Annotated in this window: 14 protein-coding genes, 1 pseudogene and 1 riboswitch; of the genes and pseudogenes, 5 read left to right on the top strand and 10 right to left on the bottom strand. The window is 70.3% G+C overall.

The window, feature by feature from the left end; translation table 11 throughout:
- Positions 1-144: riboswitch (cyclic di-AMP (ydaO/yuaA leader) on the bottom strand.
- Between the two features lie 257 nt (positions 145-401).
- Positions 402-1,445: an NlpC/P60 family protein gene (locus ACFHWU_RS03740; protein WP_416589815.1), complete on the bottom strand. Its 1,044-nt coding sequence runs from the start codon at positions 1,443-1,445 to the stop codon at positions 402-404.
- Positions 1,446-1,636: 191 nt separating this feature from the next.
- Between ACFHWU_RS03740 and ACFHWU_RS03735 the strand changes: the two genes are divergently transcribed.
- Positions 1,637-2,338: a GOLPH3/VPS74 family protein gene (locus ACFHWU_RS03735; protein ID WP_416568772.1), complete on the top strand. Its 702-nt coding sequence runs from the start codon at positions 1,637-1,639 to the stop codon at positions 2,336-2,338.
- Here ACFHWU_RS03735 and ACFHWU_RS03730 read toward each other — a convergent pair.
- The 3 genes from ACFHWU_RS03730 to ACFHWU_RS03720 all read right to left on the bottom strand — a co-directional run bounded on the left by ACFHWU_RS03730 (position 2,335) and on the right by ACFHWU_RS03720 (position 5,687).
- Positions 2,335-2,919, bottom strand: a complete 585-nt coding sequence (locus ACFHWU_RS03730) for a VanZ family protein (protein ID WP_416568773.1) — start codon at positions 2,917-2,919, stop codon at positions 2,335-2,337. The two genes, ACFHWU_RS03735 and ACFHWU_RS03730, sit on opposite strands and share 4 nt — an antisense overlap.
- Before the next feature lie 10 nt (positions 2,920-2,929).
- Entirely contained in the window at positions 2,930-5,158 is a 2,229-nt protein-coding gene (locus ACFHWU_RS03725) for a heterodisulfide reductase-related iron-sulfur binding cluster (RefSeq protein ID WP_416550979.1), read from the bottom strand.
- A 265-nt stretch (positions 5,159-5,423) separates the two neighbouring features.
- Positions 5,424-5,687 (bottom strand): cell division protein CrgA, encoded by a 264-nt coding sequence (locus ACFHWU_RS03720; protein ID WP_416550978.1) that lies wholly within the window; start codon positions 5,685-5,687, stop codon positions 5,424-5,426.
- A gap of 231 nt (positions 5,688-5,918) precedes the next feature.
- Here ACFHWU_RS03720 and ACFHWU_RS03715 point away from each other — a divergent pair, with 231 nt between their 5' ends.
- From ACFHWU_RS03715 to ACFHWU_RS03700, 4 genes and pseudogenes are all read left to right on the top strand, one after another.
- Positions 5,919-6,731, top strand: coding sequence for a DUF881 domain-containing protein (locus ACFHWU_RS03715; protein WP_416550977.1), 813 nt, complete (start codon positions 5,919-5,921; stop codon positions 6,729-6,731).
- Between the two features lie 404 nt (positions 6,732-7,135).
- Positions 7,136-7,909: pseudogene (locus ACFHWU_RS03710) on the top strand (class E sortase); the annotation flags it as partial.
- Between the two features lie 3 nt (positions 7,910-7,912).
- Complete coding sequence (locus ACFHWU_RS03705; protein WP_416589814.1) at positions 7,913-8,227, top strand: hypothetical protein; 315 nt, start codon at positions 7,913-7,915, stop codon at positions 8,225-8,227.
- Between the two features lie 14 nt (positions 8,228-8,241).
- Entirely contained in the window at positions 8,242-8,892 is a 651-nt protein-coding gene (locus ACFHWU_RS03700) for an aminodeoxychorismate/anthranilate synthase component II (RefSeq protein WP_416550975.1), read from the top strand.
- Positions 8,893-8,937: 45 nt separating this feature from the next.
- Here the strand turns inward: ACFHWU_RS03700 and pknB are convergent, their stop codons facing one another.
- The 6 genes from pknB to ACFHWU_RS03670 form a co-directional block, all read right to left on the bottom strand.
- Positions 8,938-10,773: a Stk1 family PASTA domain-containing Ser/Thr kinase gene (gene pknB, locus ACFHWU_RS03695; protein WP_416550974.1), complete on the bottom strand. Its 1,836-nt coding sequence runs from the start codon at positions 10,771-10,773 to the stop codon at positions 8,938-8,940.
- The gene (locus ACFHWU_RS03690; RefSeq protein WP_416589813.1) at positions 10,770-12,278 is read right to left on the bottom strand and encodes a protein kinase domain-containing protein; all 1,509 of its coding nucleotides are present in this window, start codon (positions 12,276-12,278) and stop codon (positions 10,770-10,772) included. The genes pknB and ACFHWU_RS03690 overlap by 4 nt, the downstream gene beginning before the upstream one ends.
- A 1-nt stretch (position 12,279) precedes the next feature.
- A complete protein-coding gene (locus ACFHWU_RS03685) occupies positions 12,280-13,788 on the bottom strand; it encodes a peptidoglycan D,D-transpeptidase FtsI family protein (RefSeq protein ID WP_416550972.1) in 1,509 nt (502 codons plus the stop codon).
- On the bottom strand, positions 13,785-15,227 hold the full coding sequence (locus ACFHWU_RS03680) for an FtsW/RodA/SpoVE family cell cycle protein (protein ID WP_416551103.1): 1,443 nt from the start codon (positions 15,225-15,227) through the stop codon (positions 13,785-13,787). The genes ACFHWU_RS03685 and ACFHWU_RS03680 overlap by 4 nt, the downstream gene beginning before the upstream one ends.
- A gap of 73 nt (positions 15,228-15,300) precedes the next feature.
- Positions 15,301-16,776: a PP2C family protein-serine/threonine phosphatase gene (locus ACFHWU_RS03675; protein WP_416550971.1), complete on the bottom strand. Its 1,476-nt coding sequence runs from the start codon at positions 16,774-16,776 to the stop codon at positions 15,301-15,303.
- Positions 16,773-17,255: an FHA domain-containing protein FhaB/FipA gene (locus tag ACFHWU_RS03670; RefSeq protein WP_278172744.1), complete on the bottom strand. Its 483-nt coding sequence runs from the start codon at positions 17,253-17,255 to the stop codon at positions 16,773-16,775. Before ACFHWU_RS03670 ends, ACFHWU_RS03675 begins: the two co-directional genes overlap by 4 nt.
- Between the last annotated feature and the right edge of the window lies 1 nt (position 17,256).

The following is a 17,256-nucleotide window of genomic DNA, read 5'->3' as shown; positions in this document are numbered from 1 at the left end:
TCCTTCTCCCCAGACCGCCTACCGGGTTAGCTGCCGGGTTCGGGCGGAAAGGAGACGCCCTACCGCAGGTGGCCTGCGGATTCACCCCGGAAGTGCCGTGGGTCCCCGGCTCGCCGTCAGACGGCGATTAGGCGGTGTCAGGCCGAGGTCAACCCGGTTGGTTGACGTCCTCCCGACTCGACGATCCCCAAGAGTAGAGAGCGGCGTTCTCGCTACGCAAGCGAGAACATGGACTATCTCATTGAGTACACAGACGATTGCGTATCGTACATAGGCTGCCATCGCTCAAGCGTTCGAATTTTCCCGGGCGGACCGGCCCGTTCATACCGGTCCGCCCGTACGTTCGGCCAGCCAACGCGCGCCACTCAGATTGCCTCAGCAGGCTGGCTGACCTGCCACGATCAGCCGACCCGCTTGAATCCGGCGAGCGGCATGTTGTCGATGTTCTCCATCTGCACGGGTTGACCCGCGCGGGGAGCGTGCACCATCAGGCCATTACCGATGTAGATCCCCACGTGATGCAGATCACTGAAGAAGAATACGAGATCCCCGGGTTTGGCGTTGGCACGGCTGACCGAACTGCCCTGATTCCACTGAGTTCCGGTGTAATGCGTGAGGCTGACACCGGCACTTGCCCAGGCGTACTGGGTCAGGCCGGAACAGTCGAAGGCGTTCGGCCCGGTGGCACCCCAGACGTACGGCTTACCGAGCTGTGCGCAGGCGGTGCGGACCGCGGTTCCGGCGGCTCCGCCGACCGACACCGCCGGGCACGGGCCGGAGGCACCGGATCCGCCGGTGTAGCCGGTGGACTGGTACGCGGCGTTGCGCGCCCGTTCCAGGCGTTTGATCTCGGCGTTGATGGTTTTGCGCTGCTCGGCGAGCGTCTTGTCCTGTGCCTGCTGCTTCGTGATCAACTCGTCCAGCGTCTGCCGTTCGGCGAGATAGCGGTCCCGGGTCTCCAAAACAGCGGTGATCTTTTCCTGCCGACGCTTGGAGATTCGGTCCAGCACCACGAGCTGATCCGCCAGACTGGTCGGTGATCCGGTCCGGAGCAGGGCGTTCAGTTCGCTCGACGGCCCGGTCCGGTAGTAGCGGTTGGCAACCTCGCCGATCTCGTCCGCCGCCAAGTTGGCCTGCAGGGACAGGGGGCGGATCTTCTCGTCGAGCGCGGCCGCTTTCTTCTCGTTGGCCTTGAGCTCGCTGTGCACCTTGTTGTACTGCTCGATGACCGGTTCCAGTTTCAGCCACTGGGCGTCCAACTCGGCTTCGATCTCAGCCAGCGTCGGCTCGGCGTGGGCCGGCCCAGCCGGGAAGAGCAGCGCAGTTGCAGCAAGTAACAGCGCAATTGCGATACGTTGAGGAACCCGTACACGCCAATGCTCTCCGCGTCGATACCGGGACCCACTGTGACGATGGATGTGCGAATTCGCGAGCGCACGTGCCATTGGCAGCGACTCCTTCAATGGTTCGATCGCTGGGGCCTCACGGGCGGGGGTACGGAGGCCGACATCCGCAGCGGTCGGTGCATCACCTTATTGGAAAGCGCGGTGTTCGTTCAAGACCGCCTGCCGCCTCCGCTTCCCCCGCAGCTACCGCTTCTCCTGCAGTCACCGGTCTGGGCGGTTAGCGTGATGACATGGAGTCGCTCAGCCTCGCGGAGGAGCTCGTCCTGCTCAGCTATGACGGTTCCGGGGCCGCGTCCGTCGCATCCCCGGAGCTCGACTATGCCGTCGCCGGGGCGGTGTTGTGCGACCTCGCCGTCGGCGGGCAGATCTCGATTGACGCAGACGGCCGGGTGCTGGCCGGCGACGATCCCGCCGGCAGGTACGCGCCCGGCGAAGCCCCGGGTCGAGGCCACGGCCGGGAGTTCCTCGACCAGGTACGGATCAGGATCCAGGCCGAGCCTGGCCGCGCAACCCGCGACTGGGTGGTCGAGCTGTCCCACGGTGTGGTCGAGGAGGTACTCGACGGGCTGGTCGCCTCGGGGGTGCTCCGCCGGGAACGGGACCGGGTGCTCTGGGTCCTGCCCCGGACCAGGTTCGCTCCGCCGGACGGCGTCGAACCGCCCGCTGAGACGGAGACCCGGCGACGGTTGGCCGCCGCCGAGCGCGGCGCCGGACCGGTCGGACCGCGTACCGCCGCGTTGGCCTGCCTGCTGAACGCACTCGACGTGCCGGACGTCGGTGCTGCACGGCTTTCGGACGCGCGGCGCCGGCCGCCTGCGGTGCTCGGGCCGGCGGCCTGGCCGATCGCTGCGACCACCGACGTCGTCGACGGGTACCGGGCGACGGTCGCCCGCAGCGTCTTCACCGCCACCGACGTCGCGACTGGCAGCTAGCTGACCCCGGTAGGCGACGGCGCGAACCGCCGCCACAGCAACCGGACCACACTGCCGCCGACCGCCCCGATCAGCGCCCCGGTCGCGTTGTTGACCCAGTCGTAGCCGACACACTCGCGGCCGACGCCGAGCACCGCCTGGCCTACTTCGACGACGACCGGGGCCAGCACGAGCAGCCCGGTGGCCAGCACTGGCCGGTGGACCGCCAGCACCGTACAGAACGCCAGCGGTACGAACATCGCCACGTTGCCGACCCGTTCACCGAGCGAGTCGACGGTGACCAGCCCGGACCACAGCACCGCCGGATCGGTGAGCGACCGGAGGCACGCGGCGAAGACCTGGCCGTCCGGGCCGGAAACGGAGACCCCGGGGGCGAGCGGTACGCCGGACCCGGTCGGCGCCGGTGGCAGGGTGAGCGCGGCGATCGCGGCAGCGCTGACAAGCATCCCGAGCGTCGGCCAGCGCGCCCAACCGAGCCGTACGGCGAGCGGCCGGTGCACCAGCAGGCTCACGCCGGCCAGCACCGCGAGGGTGAGGAACGGCCAGGGCTGGGCGAGGAACTCGCGGGCCCAACCCAGCACCCGCTTCTCCCTACTCCTCGGCCGACGATGACGCCGACGATGCTACCGCCGGCTTGACCGACCTGAGCAGCACCGTCGCCACATCGACGACCTCGACGTTCTCGTCCGCCGCGCCACTGGACTGCTTGCCGGTGACCCCGTCGCCGAGCATGGTGTAGCAGAACGGGCAACCGACCGCGATGGTCTGGGCCCCGGTGGAGAGCGCCTCCTCGACCCGGTCGACGTTGACCCGCTTGCCGATCCGCTCTTCCATCCACATCCTCGCCCCGCCGGCACCGCAGCAGAACGAGCGTTCCGAGTTGCGCGGCATCTCCCGCAGCTGAGCCGCGTCGCCGCCCGCCTCGGCACCTGCGGTCAACGCGGCACCGAGCACCTCCCGGGGCGGGCTGAACACCCGGTTGTGCCGGCCCAGGTAGCACGGGTCGTGGTAGGTCAACCCACCGTCGACCGGGGTGACCGGGGTGAGCTTGCCGGCGGCGACCAGGTGGGCCAGCAGCTGGGTGTGGTGTACGACGTCGAAGTGGCCGCCGAGCTGGCCGTACTCGTTGCCGAGGGTGTTGAAGCAGTGCGGGCAGGTCGCGACGATCTTGCGTCTCGCCGGCTCCCGGTCGCCGAACGCCTCGTTGAGGGTCTCGACGTTCTGCTGGGCCAGCATCTGAAAGACGAACTCGTTGCCGATCCGGCGGGCCGGGTCGCCGGTGCAGGTCTCGCCCTCGCCGAGGATGGCGAAGTCGACGCCGGCTTCGTGCAGCAGGGTCGCCACCGCGCGGGTTGTCTTCTTGGCCCGGTCCTCGAACGCGCCGGCGCAGCCGACCCAGAACAGGTACTCGAAGTCGTCCACCTCGCCGACTCGGGGGACCGCGAAGTCGAGCCCCTTGGTCCAGTCCTCCCGGGTGTTCGGCGGAGCACCCCACGGGTTGCCCTTGTTCTCCAGGTTACGCAGCATCACGCCGGCCTCGCTGGGGAAGCTCGACTCGATCAGCACCTGGTAGCGGCGCATGTCGACGATGTGGTCGACGTGTTCGATGTCCACCGGGCACTGCTCCACGCAGGCCCCGCAGGTGGTGCACGACCAGAGCACGTCCGGGTCGATGACGCCGCCGTCGTCGGCGCCGCCGATCAGCGGGCGGTCGGCCTCGGCCAGCGCCAGGGCATCGACCTTGGCGAGTTGTTCGGCCGTACCCTTCTCCTCGCCGGTGAGGTCCTTGCCGCCGCCGGCGAGCAGGTAGGGCGCCTTGGCGTAGGCGTGGTCGCGCAGCGACAGCACGAGCAGTTTCGGTGACAGCGGCTTACCGGTGTTCCAGGCCGGGCACTGCGACTGGCAGCGGCCACACTCCGTACAGGTGGTGAAGTCGAGCAGGCCCTTCCAGCTGAACTGTTCGACCTGGGCGACCCCGAACTGATCGGATTCCGGGTCGGCCTCTTCGAAGTCGAGCGGCTTGCCGTCGCTCATCATCGGCCGCAGCGCGCCGAGGCCGGAGTTGGGCCGGCCGGGGTCCCGCTTGAAGTAGATGTTGAAGAAGGCGGCGAACCGGTGCCAGGCCACCCCCATGGTCAGCGTCAACGCGATGACGATCAGCCAGGTCATCGAGATGAGGATCTTGACCAGGGCGGTGATGCTGATCGCCGCTTCGGAGGCGGGCAGGACGGCACCGAGCGCGTGGCTCACCGGGGTGGCCCAGACCGGGAAGTCGAAGTGGTCGGTGGCCACCCGGAAGCCACGGATCAAGAAACCGCAGATCAGTACGGCGAGCACGACGGCTTCGACGAAGTAGCCCTGCCACATCGTCGAGCCGGTGAACCGTGACCGGCCGCCGGTCCGGGTCGGCCGGTTCGCCAGCCGGATCCCGATGAGCACGCCGATACCCGCCATGCCGAGGATCGAGATGAGCTCGGTGACCAGCCCGTACAGCAGCCAACCGCCGATCACCGGAATGCCACCGCCGGCGTTGACCACCTCGAAGTACGCCTCCAGCACGAGGATGGAGAGCACGATGAAGGCGACCATGACGAACCAGTGGGCCGCCCCGACGACGCTCCACTTGAGCATCCGGGTGTGGCCGAGGGTCTCGCTCAGCATCACCTTCGCCCGGGTGGCCGGGTCACCGGTGCGGTGCGGGTCGGCCTTGCCGAGTCGGATGATCGAGACGAACTGCCAGACCGCCCGGCCGGCGAGCACCACCGCGACGGCGGTGACGATGGCGGCGACCACCGTGGTGACGATCTGGACCGTACCCATTCGTTGGCCTCCCGGTGTGCTGCGGACGAGCGGCAGAGTGACCGGAAGGCCGGCCACGGAGCTTCAGCCTACCGCCAAGTTACCCATGGGTAATGTGACGAGCGTCGCACCGTACCGGCGACCGGTACTCGCCACCCTATGGCAGCGTCGCCGCCACGCCGGCGCCCGGCCCCCGACAAAACAGCAGGTCGGCCGGCATCCTCGTGGACACCGACCGACCTTGGGCGGCACTGGCGGGCCGACTGCGGACCGACTGTGAACCGGGTCAGCGCCAGCGGGAGAGCAGGATCAGCGAACTCACCATGGCACCGAACCCGATCGCCAGGTTCCAGTAGCCCCAGGAGGCGACCGGGTAGGCGGTCTCCGACAGGTAGTAGACGACCAGCCAGCCGATGCCGAAGACGATCAACGAGACGGCGCTGATCGGCAGCCAGATCGGACTCGGCTTGCGGGTGGCAGCCGTCTGGGTCGGGCGGACGTCGGTCGGCGGGGTGTAGACCTTCTTCTTGCGAACCTGCGACTTGGGCACGACGCTCTCCTGGTGGCTATCATCCGGCCCGGCAACCGGACGCAGCGGCGACGGTCCATGGCCAATAATGTTCAAGAGCTAGCGTAGTCAAGTTGCCGCGATCCGGCCACGGGCCGCAGCACGGTAGCAGCGACATTTGGGCACAACCAGGTCCACCAGGTGCGACAGACCGCTCAGGTGGTCCATTATGCGGACACTTGTCGATGGCTGGCAGGCGGAGAGGGGGCCGAGGTGGAGTACACCTCCGGCAGCGCGTCCTGGCGGGACGTGGTCCGGCGCGCCGTTCGCGGGCTGCTGCGTCGCCGGCGCGGCGCGGAGCAGCCCGGCTGGTCCGCCGGCGTACCGCTGATCGCGCTGCTCGCCGGCCTGCTGTTCACCACGACCGCCACCACCGCCAGCGGCACCAGCCTGCGGGAGGACCGTCGACCACAGCTCGCGCAGCTGATCGACGACCGCCGTACCCAGCTCGCCGCCGCCGAGGAACGAGCCGCCCAACTGCGCGACCAGGTCGACCAGCAGACGGAGCTGGTCGCCGGGTCGGACGAGCCGATCGCCCGGCAGCAGGCCCGGATCGACGCGAACCGGTCGGCGGCCGGCTTCACCGCGCTGGCCGGCCCGGGCGTCATCATCGAGCTCGACGACGCGCCGCGGCTGACCGACCTGCCGGACGGTGCCAGCAACGACGACCTGGTGGTGCACCAGAGCGACGTACAGGCAGTGGTCAACGCACTGTGGGCCGGCGGCGCCGAAGCGATGTCAATCATGAACGTACGGGTGTTGGCGACCAGCGCGGTACGCTGTGTCGGGAACACGCTGTTGTTGCACGGCGGGGTCTACTCGCCCCCATTTCGGATCGCCGCGATCGGTGACCCCAGCGCCCTGCAGCAGGCGCTGGCCGACTCCGAAGGGGTGCAGTTGTTCAGAGACGCCGTGACCCACTTCCAGCTGGGCTACCAGGAGACCATCGAAGCCGAGCTGACCGTGCCGGCGTTCGACGGCTCGGCAGCGCTGCGACACACCACCGTTCCGGAGTCGGCGCGATGACCCGGCCCGGGGTGCCCGACCGTCCAGGGGCGCCCGGCCATCCCGACCAACCGCACGACTCGGGCCGGCACCGCGCATACCACGCCGACGACTCGGCCACGGTGCTTCCCCGCTTCACCGGGCCGAACCCGGCACCGGCCCCGGGCCCGACACCCCCGGCGCATCAGCACCAGCCCGGCTACTCGCCCCAGCAACTGGCCCTGTACCGGCGCCCCCGACAGCCCGAGCGCGACGATGCTGCCCGCACGGCCGTCATCCCCCCCTACCCCGCCGAGCCTGCCACGTCCACCACAGTGCTGCCGGTAGTCATCAGCAGCTACCAGCCGCCGCCCAACGGAGAATCAGCGCCCGGGGCCGAGCCGGGGCCCGACCCGGGCGGCTCTGGCGCGCGCGACGGTGCCGCCCCCCGTCGCGGTGCGCGGGTGGTGAAGTTGCGACCGGAGCGCACCGACAGCGGTTACAAGAGCGTGTACTCCGAATTGACCCGACCCACCATCTGGACCGCGCTGCGCGCCACCGCCCGGGCAACCGGGGAGCTGTTGATCACCTTCGGCATTGTGGTGCTGCTCTTCGCCGGCTACGAGATCTGGGGCAAGTCGGTCATCGTCAACGCCCACCAGAACGAGCTCAGCGACCAGCTCGCCCAGCAATGGGCCGAAGTGCCCGAGCCGGTCGTCAGCGACGGCCCCACGCCCGAGCCCGAGGCGTCCCCCACCATCCAGGTGCAGGGCACCCCGGTCGCCGGGCTCTACATCCCGAAGCTGGACAAGAACTGGATCGTCGTCGAGGGCGTCGGCCAGGACGACATCCGGTACGCACCGGGTCACTACCCGGACAGCGCCGGCCCCGGGAAGATCGGCAACTTCTCGGTGGCCGGGCACCGCAACCGGGCCACCTTCTGGCGGCTGGACGAGCTGGGCGACGGCGACACGATTGTCGTCGAGGACCGGGACACCTGGCACGTGTACGCGGTCACCCGCAACCACATCGTGCTGCCGAACCAGACCGAAGTGGTCGCCGCCGTCCCCGGCGACCGCCGGGCGCAGCCGACCGAGGCGATGCTGACCCTGACCACCTGCCACCCGAAGTTCGACAACTACCAGCGGCTGATCGTGCACGCGGCGCTGGTTCGCAGCCAGCCCAAGGCCGATGGCCGACCGGCGGAACTCGGCGGCTGAGCCATGTACGCCTGGATCTGGCGCAAGCTCCCGTTCGGCACGCCCGGCAAGCTGATCGGTTCGGCGCTGCTCGCCGGGCTGACGGTCGTCCTGCTCTGGTACGTGGTCTTCCCGTGGGCGGAGCCGCTGCTGCCGTTCGACGACGTCCAGGTGACCGAGGACGGCGGCGGCACCGGTACCGACCCCGGCGACGGCGGTCCGGCCGACGGCGGCACCGACGGCGACGGCGGCGACCCGGACAGTGGCGGCGCCGGCGACTACGAGCTGCCGTACGACACCGAGACGAACAACCCCGTACCCGATGTGAACGGCGACTAGAGTCAGGTGTCCGCGTGCGCGTACTGGTGATCGACAACTACGACTCGTTCGTGTTCAACCTGGTGCAGTACCTCGGCCAGCTGGGTGCCGAATGCGACGTTCGGCGCAACGCCGAGATCTCCGTCGACGAGGTCGGCCGGCTCGGCGCGGCCGGTGTGCTGCTCTCCCCCGGGCCGGGTGCGCCGGGCAGCGCCGGCATCTGCCTGGAGGTCATCGAGCGGTACGCCGGACAGCTGCCGATCCTCGGCGTCTGCCTCGGTCACCAGGCGATCGGTGCCGCGTTCGGCGGGGTCGTCGAACGTGCTCCCGAGCTGCTGCACGGCAAGACCTCGCTGGTCGAGCATCGGGGCGTCGGGGTGCTGGCCGGGCTGCCGGACCCGTTCACCGCCACCCGCTACCACTCCCTCGCCGTACGCGAGGACAGCCTGCCGGCCGAGATCGAGGTCACCGGCCGGACCGCGTCCGGGGTGGTGATGGCGATGCGGCACCGGAGCCTGCCGGTCGAGGGTGTGCAGTTCCACCCCGAGTCGGTGCTCACCGAGGGCGGCCACCTGATGCTGGCGAACTGGCTGGCCGGGTGCGGTCTGCCGCAGGCCCGGCAGCGGGCACCGCGGCTCGCCGCCGAGGTGGAGACCCGGCGGCGGGCCGCGTTCGTATCGGCCTGAGTCCAGGCCGGGCCCGGCCTGGCCTTTGGGAGCGCAGCCCGCGACTCAGTCGAACAGCCGGGAGACGGGCGCGGTGGGCAGCAGACCGCTCACTCCGCTGCCTGGGGTGCTGGAGCCGCCACCACCGCCCTCGCCGTCACCGTCGCCCGGTGGCGGGCTGGTCGTCGGGGGGGATCCGGTCGGCGACGGGCTGCCGGTCGGGTCCGGCGACGGCTCCTCCTCCTGCCGGGGCTGGGAGACAACGATTTCCACCCGGGAGTTGACCCGGTGCTCGCCGTTGTTCGGGCTCTGGCTGGTGACGATGCCGGCATCGGCCGGGTCGACTTCCTCCCCGTCGATCACCCGCGGGTCGAAGCCGCGGTTTTCAAGCGTCGCGACGGCCTGGGCTTCGGTGTAGCCGACGACGTTCGGCATGTCCCGCAGATTGTTGAGCGAGACGTGCACCTCGACCTCGCTGCCCACCTCGACCAACTCGCCGGCGCCGGGCACCTCGACCACCTGGTCCTTCGGTGCCGAGCTGTCCACCTCCTCAAAAACGGCGATCAGCTTCCGGTCGGTGAGCTGCTGCTCGGCCGCGCTGCGGGTAAAGCCCTTCATGTCGGGCACCTGGACCTTGCCTGGACCGGAGCAGACGACGAGGGCCACCTCGGAGCCCCGCTCGACGGCGCCCGGCTCCGGCGACTGCTCGACGACGGTGTTGACCGTACAGTTCGGGTCGTCGCGAGGGGTGACGTCCGCTGTCAGCTGCAGGTCGGTGAGGGTCAGCTGGGCCTGTTCGATCTGCGCGCCGATCAGGCGGGGCAGAACGACGGTGACCGGCTCGTCGGGTTGGTTCATCCAGATCAGCCCGGTGGCCAGGGCGATCACCGCGAAGACGCCCAGCGCGCTGAGCCCGGCGATGACCGCCGGCGAGGTCCGCCTCGGCGGCGGGCCGCCGACGCCGCCGGGGATCCGCTGGGTCGAGCCGGTACGCCCGGTGGCGCCCATCGCCGCGGTTTCGTCGTCGTCGCGCAGCACCGGGGTGGCCAGCACCGGCCGGCCGGAGGCGGCGCGCAGCAGGTCGGCGCGCATCTCGCCGGCGCTCTGGTAACGGTTGACCGGGTTCTTGGCCAGCGCCTTCAACACGATCGCGTCGATCGCCGGGGTGACGTCCCGGTTGATCTCGCTCGGCGCCCGCGGGTCCTCCCGGACGTGCTGGTAGGCGACGCTGACCGGGCTGTCCCCGACGAACGGCGGATGGCCGCAGAGCAGCTCGAATAGCACACAGCCGGCCGCGTAGACGTCGGATCGGGCGTCCACCGACTCGCCCCGGGCCTGCTCCGGGGAGAGGTACTGCGCGGTGCCGATCACCGCCGAGGTCTGGGTCATCGTGGTCGCGCCGCTGGCCAGCGCGCGGGCGATGCCGAAGTCCATCACCTTGACCTGGTCGGTCTGGGTGAGCATGACGTTGCCGGGCTTGATGTCCCGGTGGATGATGCCGTGCCGGTGGCTGAACTCCAGGGCGGCGCAGACGTCGGCGCAGTATTCCAGGGCCCGACGCGGGTGCAGCCGGCCCTCGGCGGCGAGCACTTCCTTGAGGGTGCGGCCGTTGACGAACTCCATGACGATGAACGGCAGCGGCTCGCCGGTGGCGGCGTACTCCTCGCCGGTGTCGTAGACCGCGACGATCGCCGGGTGGTTGAGCGAGGCGGAGTTCTGCGCCTCGCGCCGGAACCGTTCCTGGAAGGTCCGGTCCCGGGCCAGGTCGGTGCGCAGCATCTTGATCGCGACATCACGGCCGAGCCGCAGGTCACGGCCGCGGTGAACCTCGGCCATACCGCCATAGCCGAGCAACTCGCCGACTTGGTACCTGCCACCTAGCAGGCGGGCCTGCGCGGTCATCGTCCTTGTCGTCCTTCGCTCGTCTGGTCGTCATCGGATCGGACCAAGTCGGGTGCTTCCATCGACGGTACGGGTCCCACGCTGATTTCGACGTGTCCGGCTGCCATCTGGTTCTCAGCCGTAACCAATCGCACCACGGGTTGCCCCAGAGCGGCCGAATTGCCGGCGCTGTCGATGATCTTGTAAGCGACCAGCCCGGTGCAGAGCAACACGATCAACGCTCCGAGGATGATCGCCAGGACGGTGAACACCTGCCGGTGCAGGCCACCGGACCGCTGGGGCGGGGCTGGTGGCCGGTTGTAGCCGTACGGGTTGGGTGGACGACCCGACGCGGGAAGGGGCTGCCGCGCCGGGGTGGCAGGGTGATGGTAGCCGGCCGGATACCCGGCCGGCATCATCGGCGCGGTGGCCGGCCGGTAGCCGGGTGGTCCGGGCATCGGCTGCCCCAGCGGCGGCCGCTGACCGGGCGGCACCGAATTGGGCGGCACCGAGCCGGGGTGCATCGGCCCCGGCGACATCGGCCCCGGCGACATCGGCCCGGGAGACATGGGTGCAGGGCCGGACGCCATCGGCGAGACCGGCGCCGCCGGGGTGGGCCGGGGCGCGGCCGGGTGCTGGCCGGGATGCTGCTGGCCGGGATGCTGCTGGCCCGGGTGCTGCTGGGCGTGTGGTGGCCGGGGCGGGCCGGCGAGCGTGGTGGCAGCCTGCCGGGAGACGGCGGCCATCGTGGCGGCGCTCTGCCAGCGTGCCGAGGGATCCTTGGCGAGCGCGCGCTCGACGAAGCTGCGGACCACGGGTGGGATGTCCGACGGTAGCGCACGCGGCACTTCACGCACGTGCTTCATGGCGATTTCCAGCGGATTGTCGCCCTCGAACGGCCGCCGACCGGACAGACACTGGTAGGCGACCACGCCGAGCGCGTACACGTCGGAAGCCGGCGTCGCGACCGCGCCGGACGCCTGTTCCGGGGAGATGTAGGAGGCGGTGCCGAGCACTGAGCCGGCGGCGGTCAGCTGGCCGACGATCTCCGAGCGGGCGATGCCGAAGTCGGTCAGCACCAGCGTGCCGTTGGGTCGTACCAGCAGGTTGCCCGGCTTGACGTCGCGGTGCACGATGCCCTTCTCGTGGGCCGCGTGCAACGCGTCGGCGGCCTGGGCGACCAGCGCCATGGTGCGGGCCGGGGTGAGCCGCCCGACCCGGGACAGGGTGCGCGACAGCGCGTCGCCCTCGACGTACTCCATCACCAGGAAGGCGATGTGCTTGTCGCTGCCGTAGTCGTAGACGTCGACCACGCCGGGATGGTTGATGGTGGCCATGGTGCGGGCCTCGCCGCGGAACCGTTCGGCGAAGCCCGGCTCCTCCAGCAGCGCGGGGAGCAGGCTCTTGACCGCGACGGTACGGCCGAGCACCTCGTCGGTGCCGCGCCACACGTCGCCCATCCCGCCGCTGGCGATGCGCTCGTCGAGCCGGTAACGGCCGCCGAGCAGGACTCCGGAACTCAGCATCTCATCGCCCCTCACGCTCGGCGACAAGTGCCCGCATGATCTGGCCGGAGATCCGGGCCGCTTCCGCGCTGCCGCCGCTGCCGGCACCTTCCAGCAGTACGCAGACCGCCGAGATCGGCTCACCGTCCTCGGACGTGACGAAGCCGATGAACCACCCGTGGTCGTCGTCGCCCTCGCCGGCCTGCGCGGTGCCGGTCTTGCCGCCGACGGTGTAGCCGTCGATCCGGGCGTTGCGGCCGGTGCCGTTGCGCACCACGCTGACCATCATCTCCTGCAGGTCGGCGGCGACCGACCCGCTCACCGACTGGCGCAGCTCCCGCGGGTCCGCGGTGTAGTAGCTGCTGGTCCGGTCGGCGTGCAGCAGTTGCTGGATCACGTACGGGCGCATCTGGCTGCCGCCGTTGGCCACCGCCGCCGCGATCATCGCGCCTTCCAGCGGGGTCATCCGGACGTTGTTCTGGCCGATCGACGACTGGGCCAGCGCCGCGCCGTCCTCGCTGCCGTCCGGGTTGGTGATGTCGCCGGTCCGGCTGGCCGCGACCGGCAGGCCGTCGTCGCCGCTGGTCCGGCCGACGACCAGCTCCTCGTCCTCGAAGCCGAAGTCGCGGGCCTTGGCCTTGACCGTCTCGGCGCCGAGCTCCACACCCAGCTTGGCGAAGCCGGTGTTACACGAGTCGGTCAGGGCGGTGATCAGGGTGACCTCGTCCTGTGGGCAGATGGAGTCGACGGCGTTGCGGATGTCGGTGCCGGAGTCAGGGTGCCGGTAGACCGGGCCGGCGGAGATCGGCGTCTCGACGGTGGTGCCGTTCTCCAGGGCCGCCGCCGCGACGACGACCTTGAAGGTGGAGCCGGGCGGCAGCACCTCGCCGAGGGCCCGGTTGTTCAGCGGACGGTTCGGGTCGCTGTCCAGCTCGTTGAAGGCTTCCTGGGCCGCCCCGGTGTCGTGGCTGGCCAGCGGGTTCGGGTCGAAGCTGGGGAGCGAGACCAGGGCCTGCAGCGCGCCGGTACGCGGATCGAGCGCCACCGCCGCGCCCACGTCGACACCGACCCGGTTGTCCAGCAGCTGCCGGTACGCGGTCTCCTGCGCCCGCCGGTTGATGGTGAGCAGCACGTTCCCGCCGCCGGTCTCCTCGCCGGTGAACAGGTCCCGGACCCGGTCGGCGAAGAGCTGGTCGCTGGTGCCGGCGAGGAACTCGTTCTCAGCCTTCTCCACGCCGGTGGCGGCCAGGTTGACCGGCTTGTAGCCGATCACGTGCGCGTAGAGCTCGTTGTCCGGGTAGGTGCGCAGATACTGCAGCTCGCCGTCGGTCGGGGTGCTGGTGGCCAGGGCACGGGCGCCGGCTTCGATGTTGCCGCGTTGCCGGTCGTACTCGGCGACCTGCACCCGGCCGTTGTAGTCGCTGGTGCGGTACTCCTCGGCCTTGTAGCCCTGGACCCAGTTGAGGTTCACAAAGAGCAGGCCGAACAGCACCATGATGACCACGCCGACTCGGCGCAGCGGGGCGTTCATCGGCGGATCACCTCCGTCGGCGCGCCGTGCAACTGGGCAGGTGGTCCGGCCGGCGCGCCGGGCGGTCGGGGCTCAGCGCCCGCCACCGGCCGACGGCCAGCGTCGGAGATCCGCAGCAGCATCGCCACCAGCAGCCAGTTCGCCATCAGCGACGAGCCGCCGGCGGACAGGAACGGGGTGGTCTGACCGGTCAGCGGGATCAGCCCGCTGATCCCGCCGACGATCACGAAGACCTGCAGGGAGAGGGTGAACGCCAGGCCACCGGCGAGCAGCTTGCCGAACGAGTCGCGTACCGCCAGGCCGGCCCGCAGCCCGCGTTGCGCGACCAGCAGGTAGACGATGAGCAGCGCGGAGAGACCGAACAGGCCGATCTCCTCGCCGAGGCCGGCGAAGATGAAGTCGTTGTGCACCTCCGGCACCTTCAACGGCTGGCCGCCGCCGGGTCCGGCGCCGAACAGCCCGCCGGTGCCGAGCCCGAGCAGGCCCTGGACCAGTTGATAACCGTCGTCGTACGGGTCGGAGAACGGGTCGAGCCAGATGTTCGCCCGCTGGTAGAAGTTGGCGAACGGGCCACCGACGATGTTGCCCAGGTGGTACGCCAGGAAGGCGCCGCCGAAGAACAGCAGCAGACCGATGATCAGCCAGCTGACCCGTTCGGTGGCGACGTACAGCGTCACGACGAACATACCGAAGTAGAGCAGCGACGTCCCGAGGTCCTTCTGGAAGACCAGGACCAGGACGCTGAGCAGCCAGACCACCAGCACCGGGCCGAGGTCCCGGCCCCGAGGAAAGTCGATCCCGAGCACCCGCCGACTGGCCAGCGACAACACTTCACGCTTGCGGACCAGGTAGTACGCGAAGAAGGACAGCAGGGCCAGCTTGGCGAACTCACCGGGCTGGATCGAGAAGCCGCCGATCAGGATCCACAGCTTGGCACCGTTGACTTCGGAGTACCGCGCCGGCAGCACCGCCGGGATCATCACCAGCACGATCCCGGCCAGCCCGAGGGTGTACGCGTACCGGGCGACGACCTGGTGATCGCGGACCAGGACTAGCAGTCCGGCGGCGAGCATCACGGCGGCCAGGGTCCAGGCCAGTTGCCGCCCCCCGGTGCCGGCGAAGATCGGATAGTCGATCCGTTCGGCGGCGGCCACCTGGGCCAGGTCGTAGCGGCGCAGGAAACCGACGCCGATGCCGTTGAGCAGGGCCACCGCCGGCAGCAGGGCCGGGTCGGCGTGCGGGGCGAAGAACCGGATGACCAGGTGCAGGCCGACGAAGACCGCGCCGACCACGGCGGTCGGCACCCAGAAGCCGGGCCGGATAGTGCCGAGCACGGCCGCTTCGGCCGCGGCCGAGTAGAGCGCGACCACGGCGAGCGCGAGGGCCAGCAGGCCGAGTTCGGCGTTTCGCCGCGTCCTGATGGGGCGGATCCGCGGCATCTCACCGGTAATGGCCGGCGGGGCGGGTCCGACTGAAGCGGTCACTGGGTTTCCTTCACCTCGCTCGCCGGCCTCAGCCGACCGTCCGGCAACCGGCCGGGTTGGTCACCGGCGGGACCGGCTCGACCGGTGGGGCGTCCGGGGAGCTCTCCGGGGCACCTGACGGGCTCGGGGTGGCGCCCGGTGACGGGCTGTTCGCCGGGCCGGTCGGTGATCCGGAGGCAAGGCCCTCGGGCGTCGCACCCGGCGAACCGGTCACGTCGGCCTCCGGTGACGGGGACAGCGTGGGTGACGGGGTCGGGGTGGGCGTCGGTGGGCAGATCGGCTTCAGGTTGGGGTTGCCCGCGTCGTCCCGGGTGAGTTCCAGCAGGTGCCGCTGCGCCTCGGCTTCGCTGCCGGCGTGGATGCCGCGCTTGACCCGGTCCTGGGCGACGGAGGTCAGGTCGTCCAGGGCGAGGTCGCTGGTCTGGTGCACGGTGGAGAGGCTGACGCCGGCCACCTCGCCCGGCATGCCCTGGAAAATCGCCAGCTGGCCCTCGCCGGTGGCGCCGACGTAGTACTGCCGCTGGGTGTAGGCCCAGCCGGCCCAGACTCCACCGCCGAGGATGCCGACCAGCACGACCAGAACGATCGCCGCGCGCAGCGGCCGGCGGCGGGGGCGCTGCGGCTCGTCGTCCGGGGCGGCAGCGGCGGCGGCCGGCTCCGGCACGGCGGCCCGGGGCGCGGACAGCGCGGAAGCCCGGGCGGCCGGGGTGGAGTCGTCGGCGGCGGTGGCCATGCCCCGGTCGCGGGCGGCGGCACCGCCGACGATCGGTGCCTGCTCGTGGATGCTCTGGTCGGTGGCGTCGGCGACGACGACGGTGATGTTGTCCGGGCCGCCGCCGCGCAGCGCCAACTGGACCAGGCGTTCGACGCACTTGCCCGGGTCGGTGTACTCGCGCAGCGTCTCGGCGATGGTGTCCGGGCTGACCACGCCGGACAGCCCGTCGCTGCAGATCAGGTAGCGGTCGCCCGCGACGACCTGGCGTACCGAGTACTCCGGGTCGATGTCCCGGCCGTCCAGCGCCCGGGTCAGCAGCGACCGTTGGGGGTGGCTGCTGGCCTCCTCGGCGCTGATCCGGCCCTCGTCGACCAGCATCTGGACGTAGGTGTCGTCCTTGGTGATCTGCGCGAACTCCCCGTTGCGCAGCAGGTACGCCCGGGAGTCGCCGATGTGCACCATGCCGATCTTGCTGCCGGAGAAGAGCGTCGCGGTCAGCGTGGTGCCCATCCCCTCCAGATGGGGGTTGGCGTCGACGGTGTCCCGGAGGTGCTGGTTGGCCAGGCCGACGGCGCCGCGTAGGGCGTCGACCATGGCGTCGCCGGGGACGTCCTCGTCGAGCGGGGCGAGTGCCCCGATGACGAGGTTGCTGGCGACGTCACCGGCGGCCATCCCGCCCATGCCGTCGGCCACGGCGAGCAGCCGCGGCCCGGCGTAGACGGAGTCCTGGTTTCCGTCACGGATCAGTCCGCGGTCACTGTGGGCGGCATAGCGCAGGGTCAGAGTCATGGCCGTAACTCAAGAGATGTGCGGCCGATTCGGATCGGCACGGCGAGGGGTACGGGGGTAGGTCCGGTGACCTTAGCGCGGTCCAGGTAGGTCCCGTTAGTGGAACCCGTGTCTTCGATGAACCACTGGCCGTCCCGGGGCATCAGCCGGGCGTGTCGCGCCGACGCGTAGTCATCGGTGATGACCAGGGTGGAGTCCTCTGCCCGACCTATCGTAATCGGAGACTCACCCAAAGTAATTTTAGTCCCGGCCAGTTGGCCAGCGGTCACTACGAGCTGATGAGCGGCCCGCCCCCGTTTGACCTTGGCCGGCCGGGCCGGTGCCGTACTGCTGCTGACCCCGCGCGGAGCCGCGACCAGGCGGCTGGACCGGGCACCGGCGAACAGATCCCGACGGATCACCCCCACCACCGTGAAGACGAAGATCCACAGCAGGACGATGAAGCCGACCCGGGCGACGGCAACGACGAATTCGGGCAAG

It is taken from the genome of Micromonospora sp. LOL_015, assembly GCF_048060275.1.
Taxonomy (GTDB): Bacteria; Actinomycetota; Actinomycetes; order Mycobacteriales; family Micromonosporaceae; genus Micromonospora_E.
The sequence above is the reverse complement of the archived record's forward strand: the minus strand, read 5'-3'. Positions and strand labels throughout refer to the sequence as shown.

Coding starts and splice junctions, on each gene's coding strand:
- ACFHWU_RS03740 (WP_416589815.1), bottom strand. CDS start 1,445: ATGGCACGTGCGCTCGCGAATTCGCACATCCATCGTCACAGTGGGTCC.
- ACFHWU_RS03725 (WP_416550979.1), bottom strand. CDS start 5,158: ATGGGTACGGTCCAGATCGTCACCACGGTGGTCGCCGCCATCGTCACC.
- ACFHWU_RS03685 (WP_416550972.1), bottom strand. CDS start 13,788: ATGAACGCCCCGCTGCGCCGAGTCGGCGTGGTCATCATGGTGCTGTTC.
- ACFHWU_RS03675 (WP_416550971.1), bottom strand. CDS start 16,776: ATGACTCTGACCCTGCGCTATGCCGCCCACAGTGACCGCGGACTGATC.
- ACFHWU_RS03680 (WP_416551103.1), bottom strand. CDS start 15,227: ATGCCGCGGATCCGCCCCATCAGGACGCGGCGAAACGCCGAACTCGGC.
- ACFHWU_RS03690 (WP_416589813.1), bottom strand. CDS start 12,278: ATGCTGAGTTCCGGAGTCCTGCTCGGCGGCCGTTACCGGCTCGACGAG.
- ACFHWU_RS03735 (WP_416568772.1), top strand. CDS start 1,637: ATGGAGTCGCTCAGCCTCGCGGAGGAGCTCGTCCTGCTCAGCTATGAC.
- pknB (WP_416550974.1), bottom strand. CDS start 10,773: ATGACCGCGCAGGCCCGCCTGCTAGGTGGCAGGTACCAAGTCGGCGAG.
- ACFHWU_RS03705 (WP_416589814.1), top strand. CDS start 7,913: ATGTACGCCTGGATCTGGCGCAAGCTCCCGTTCGGCACGCCCGGCAAG.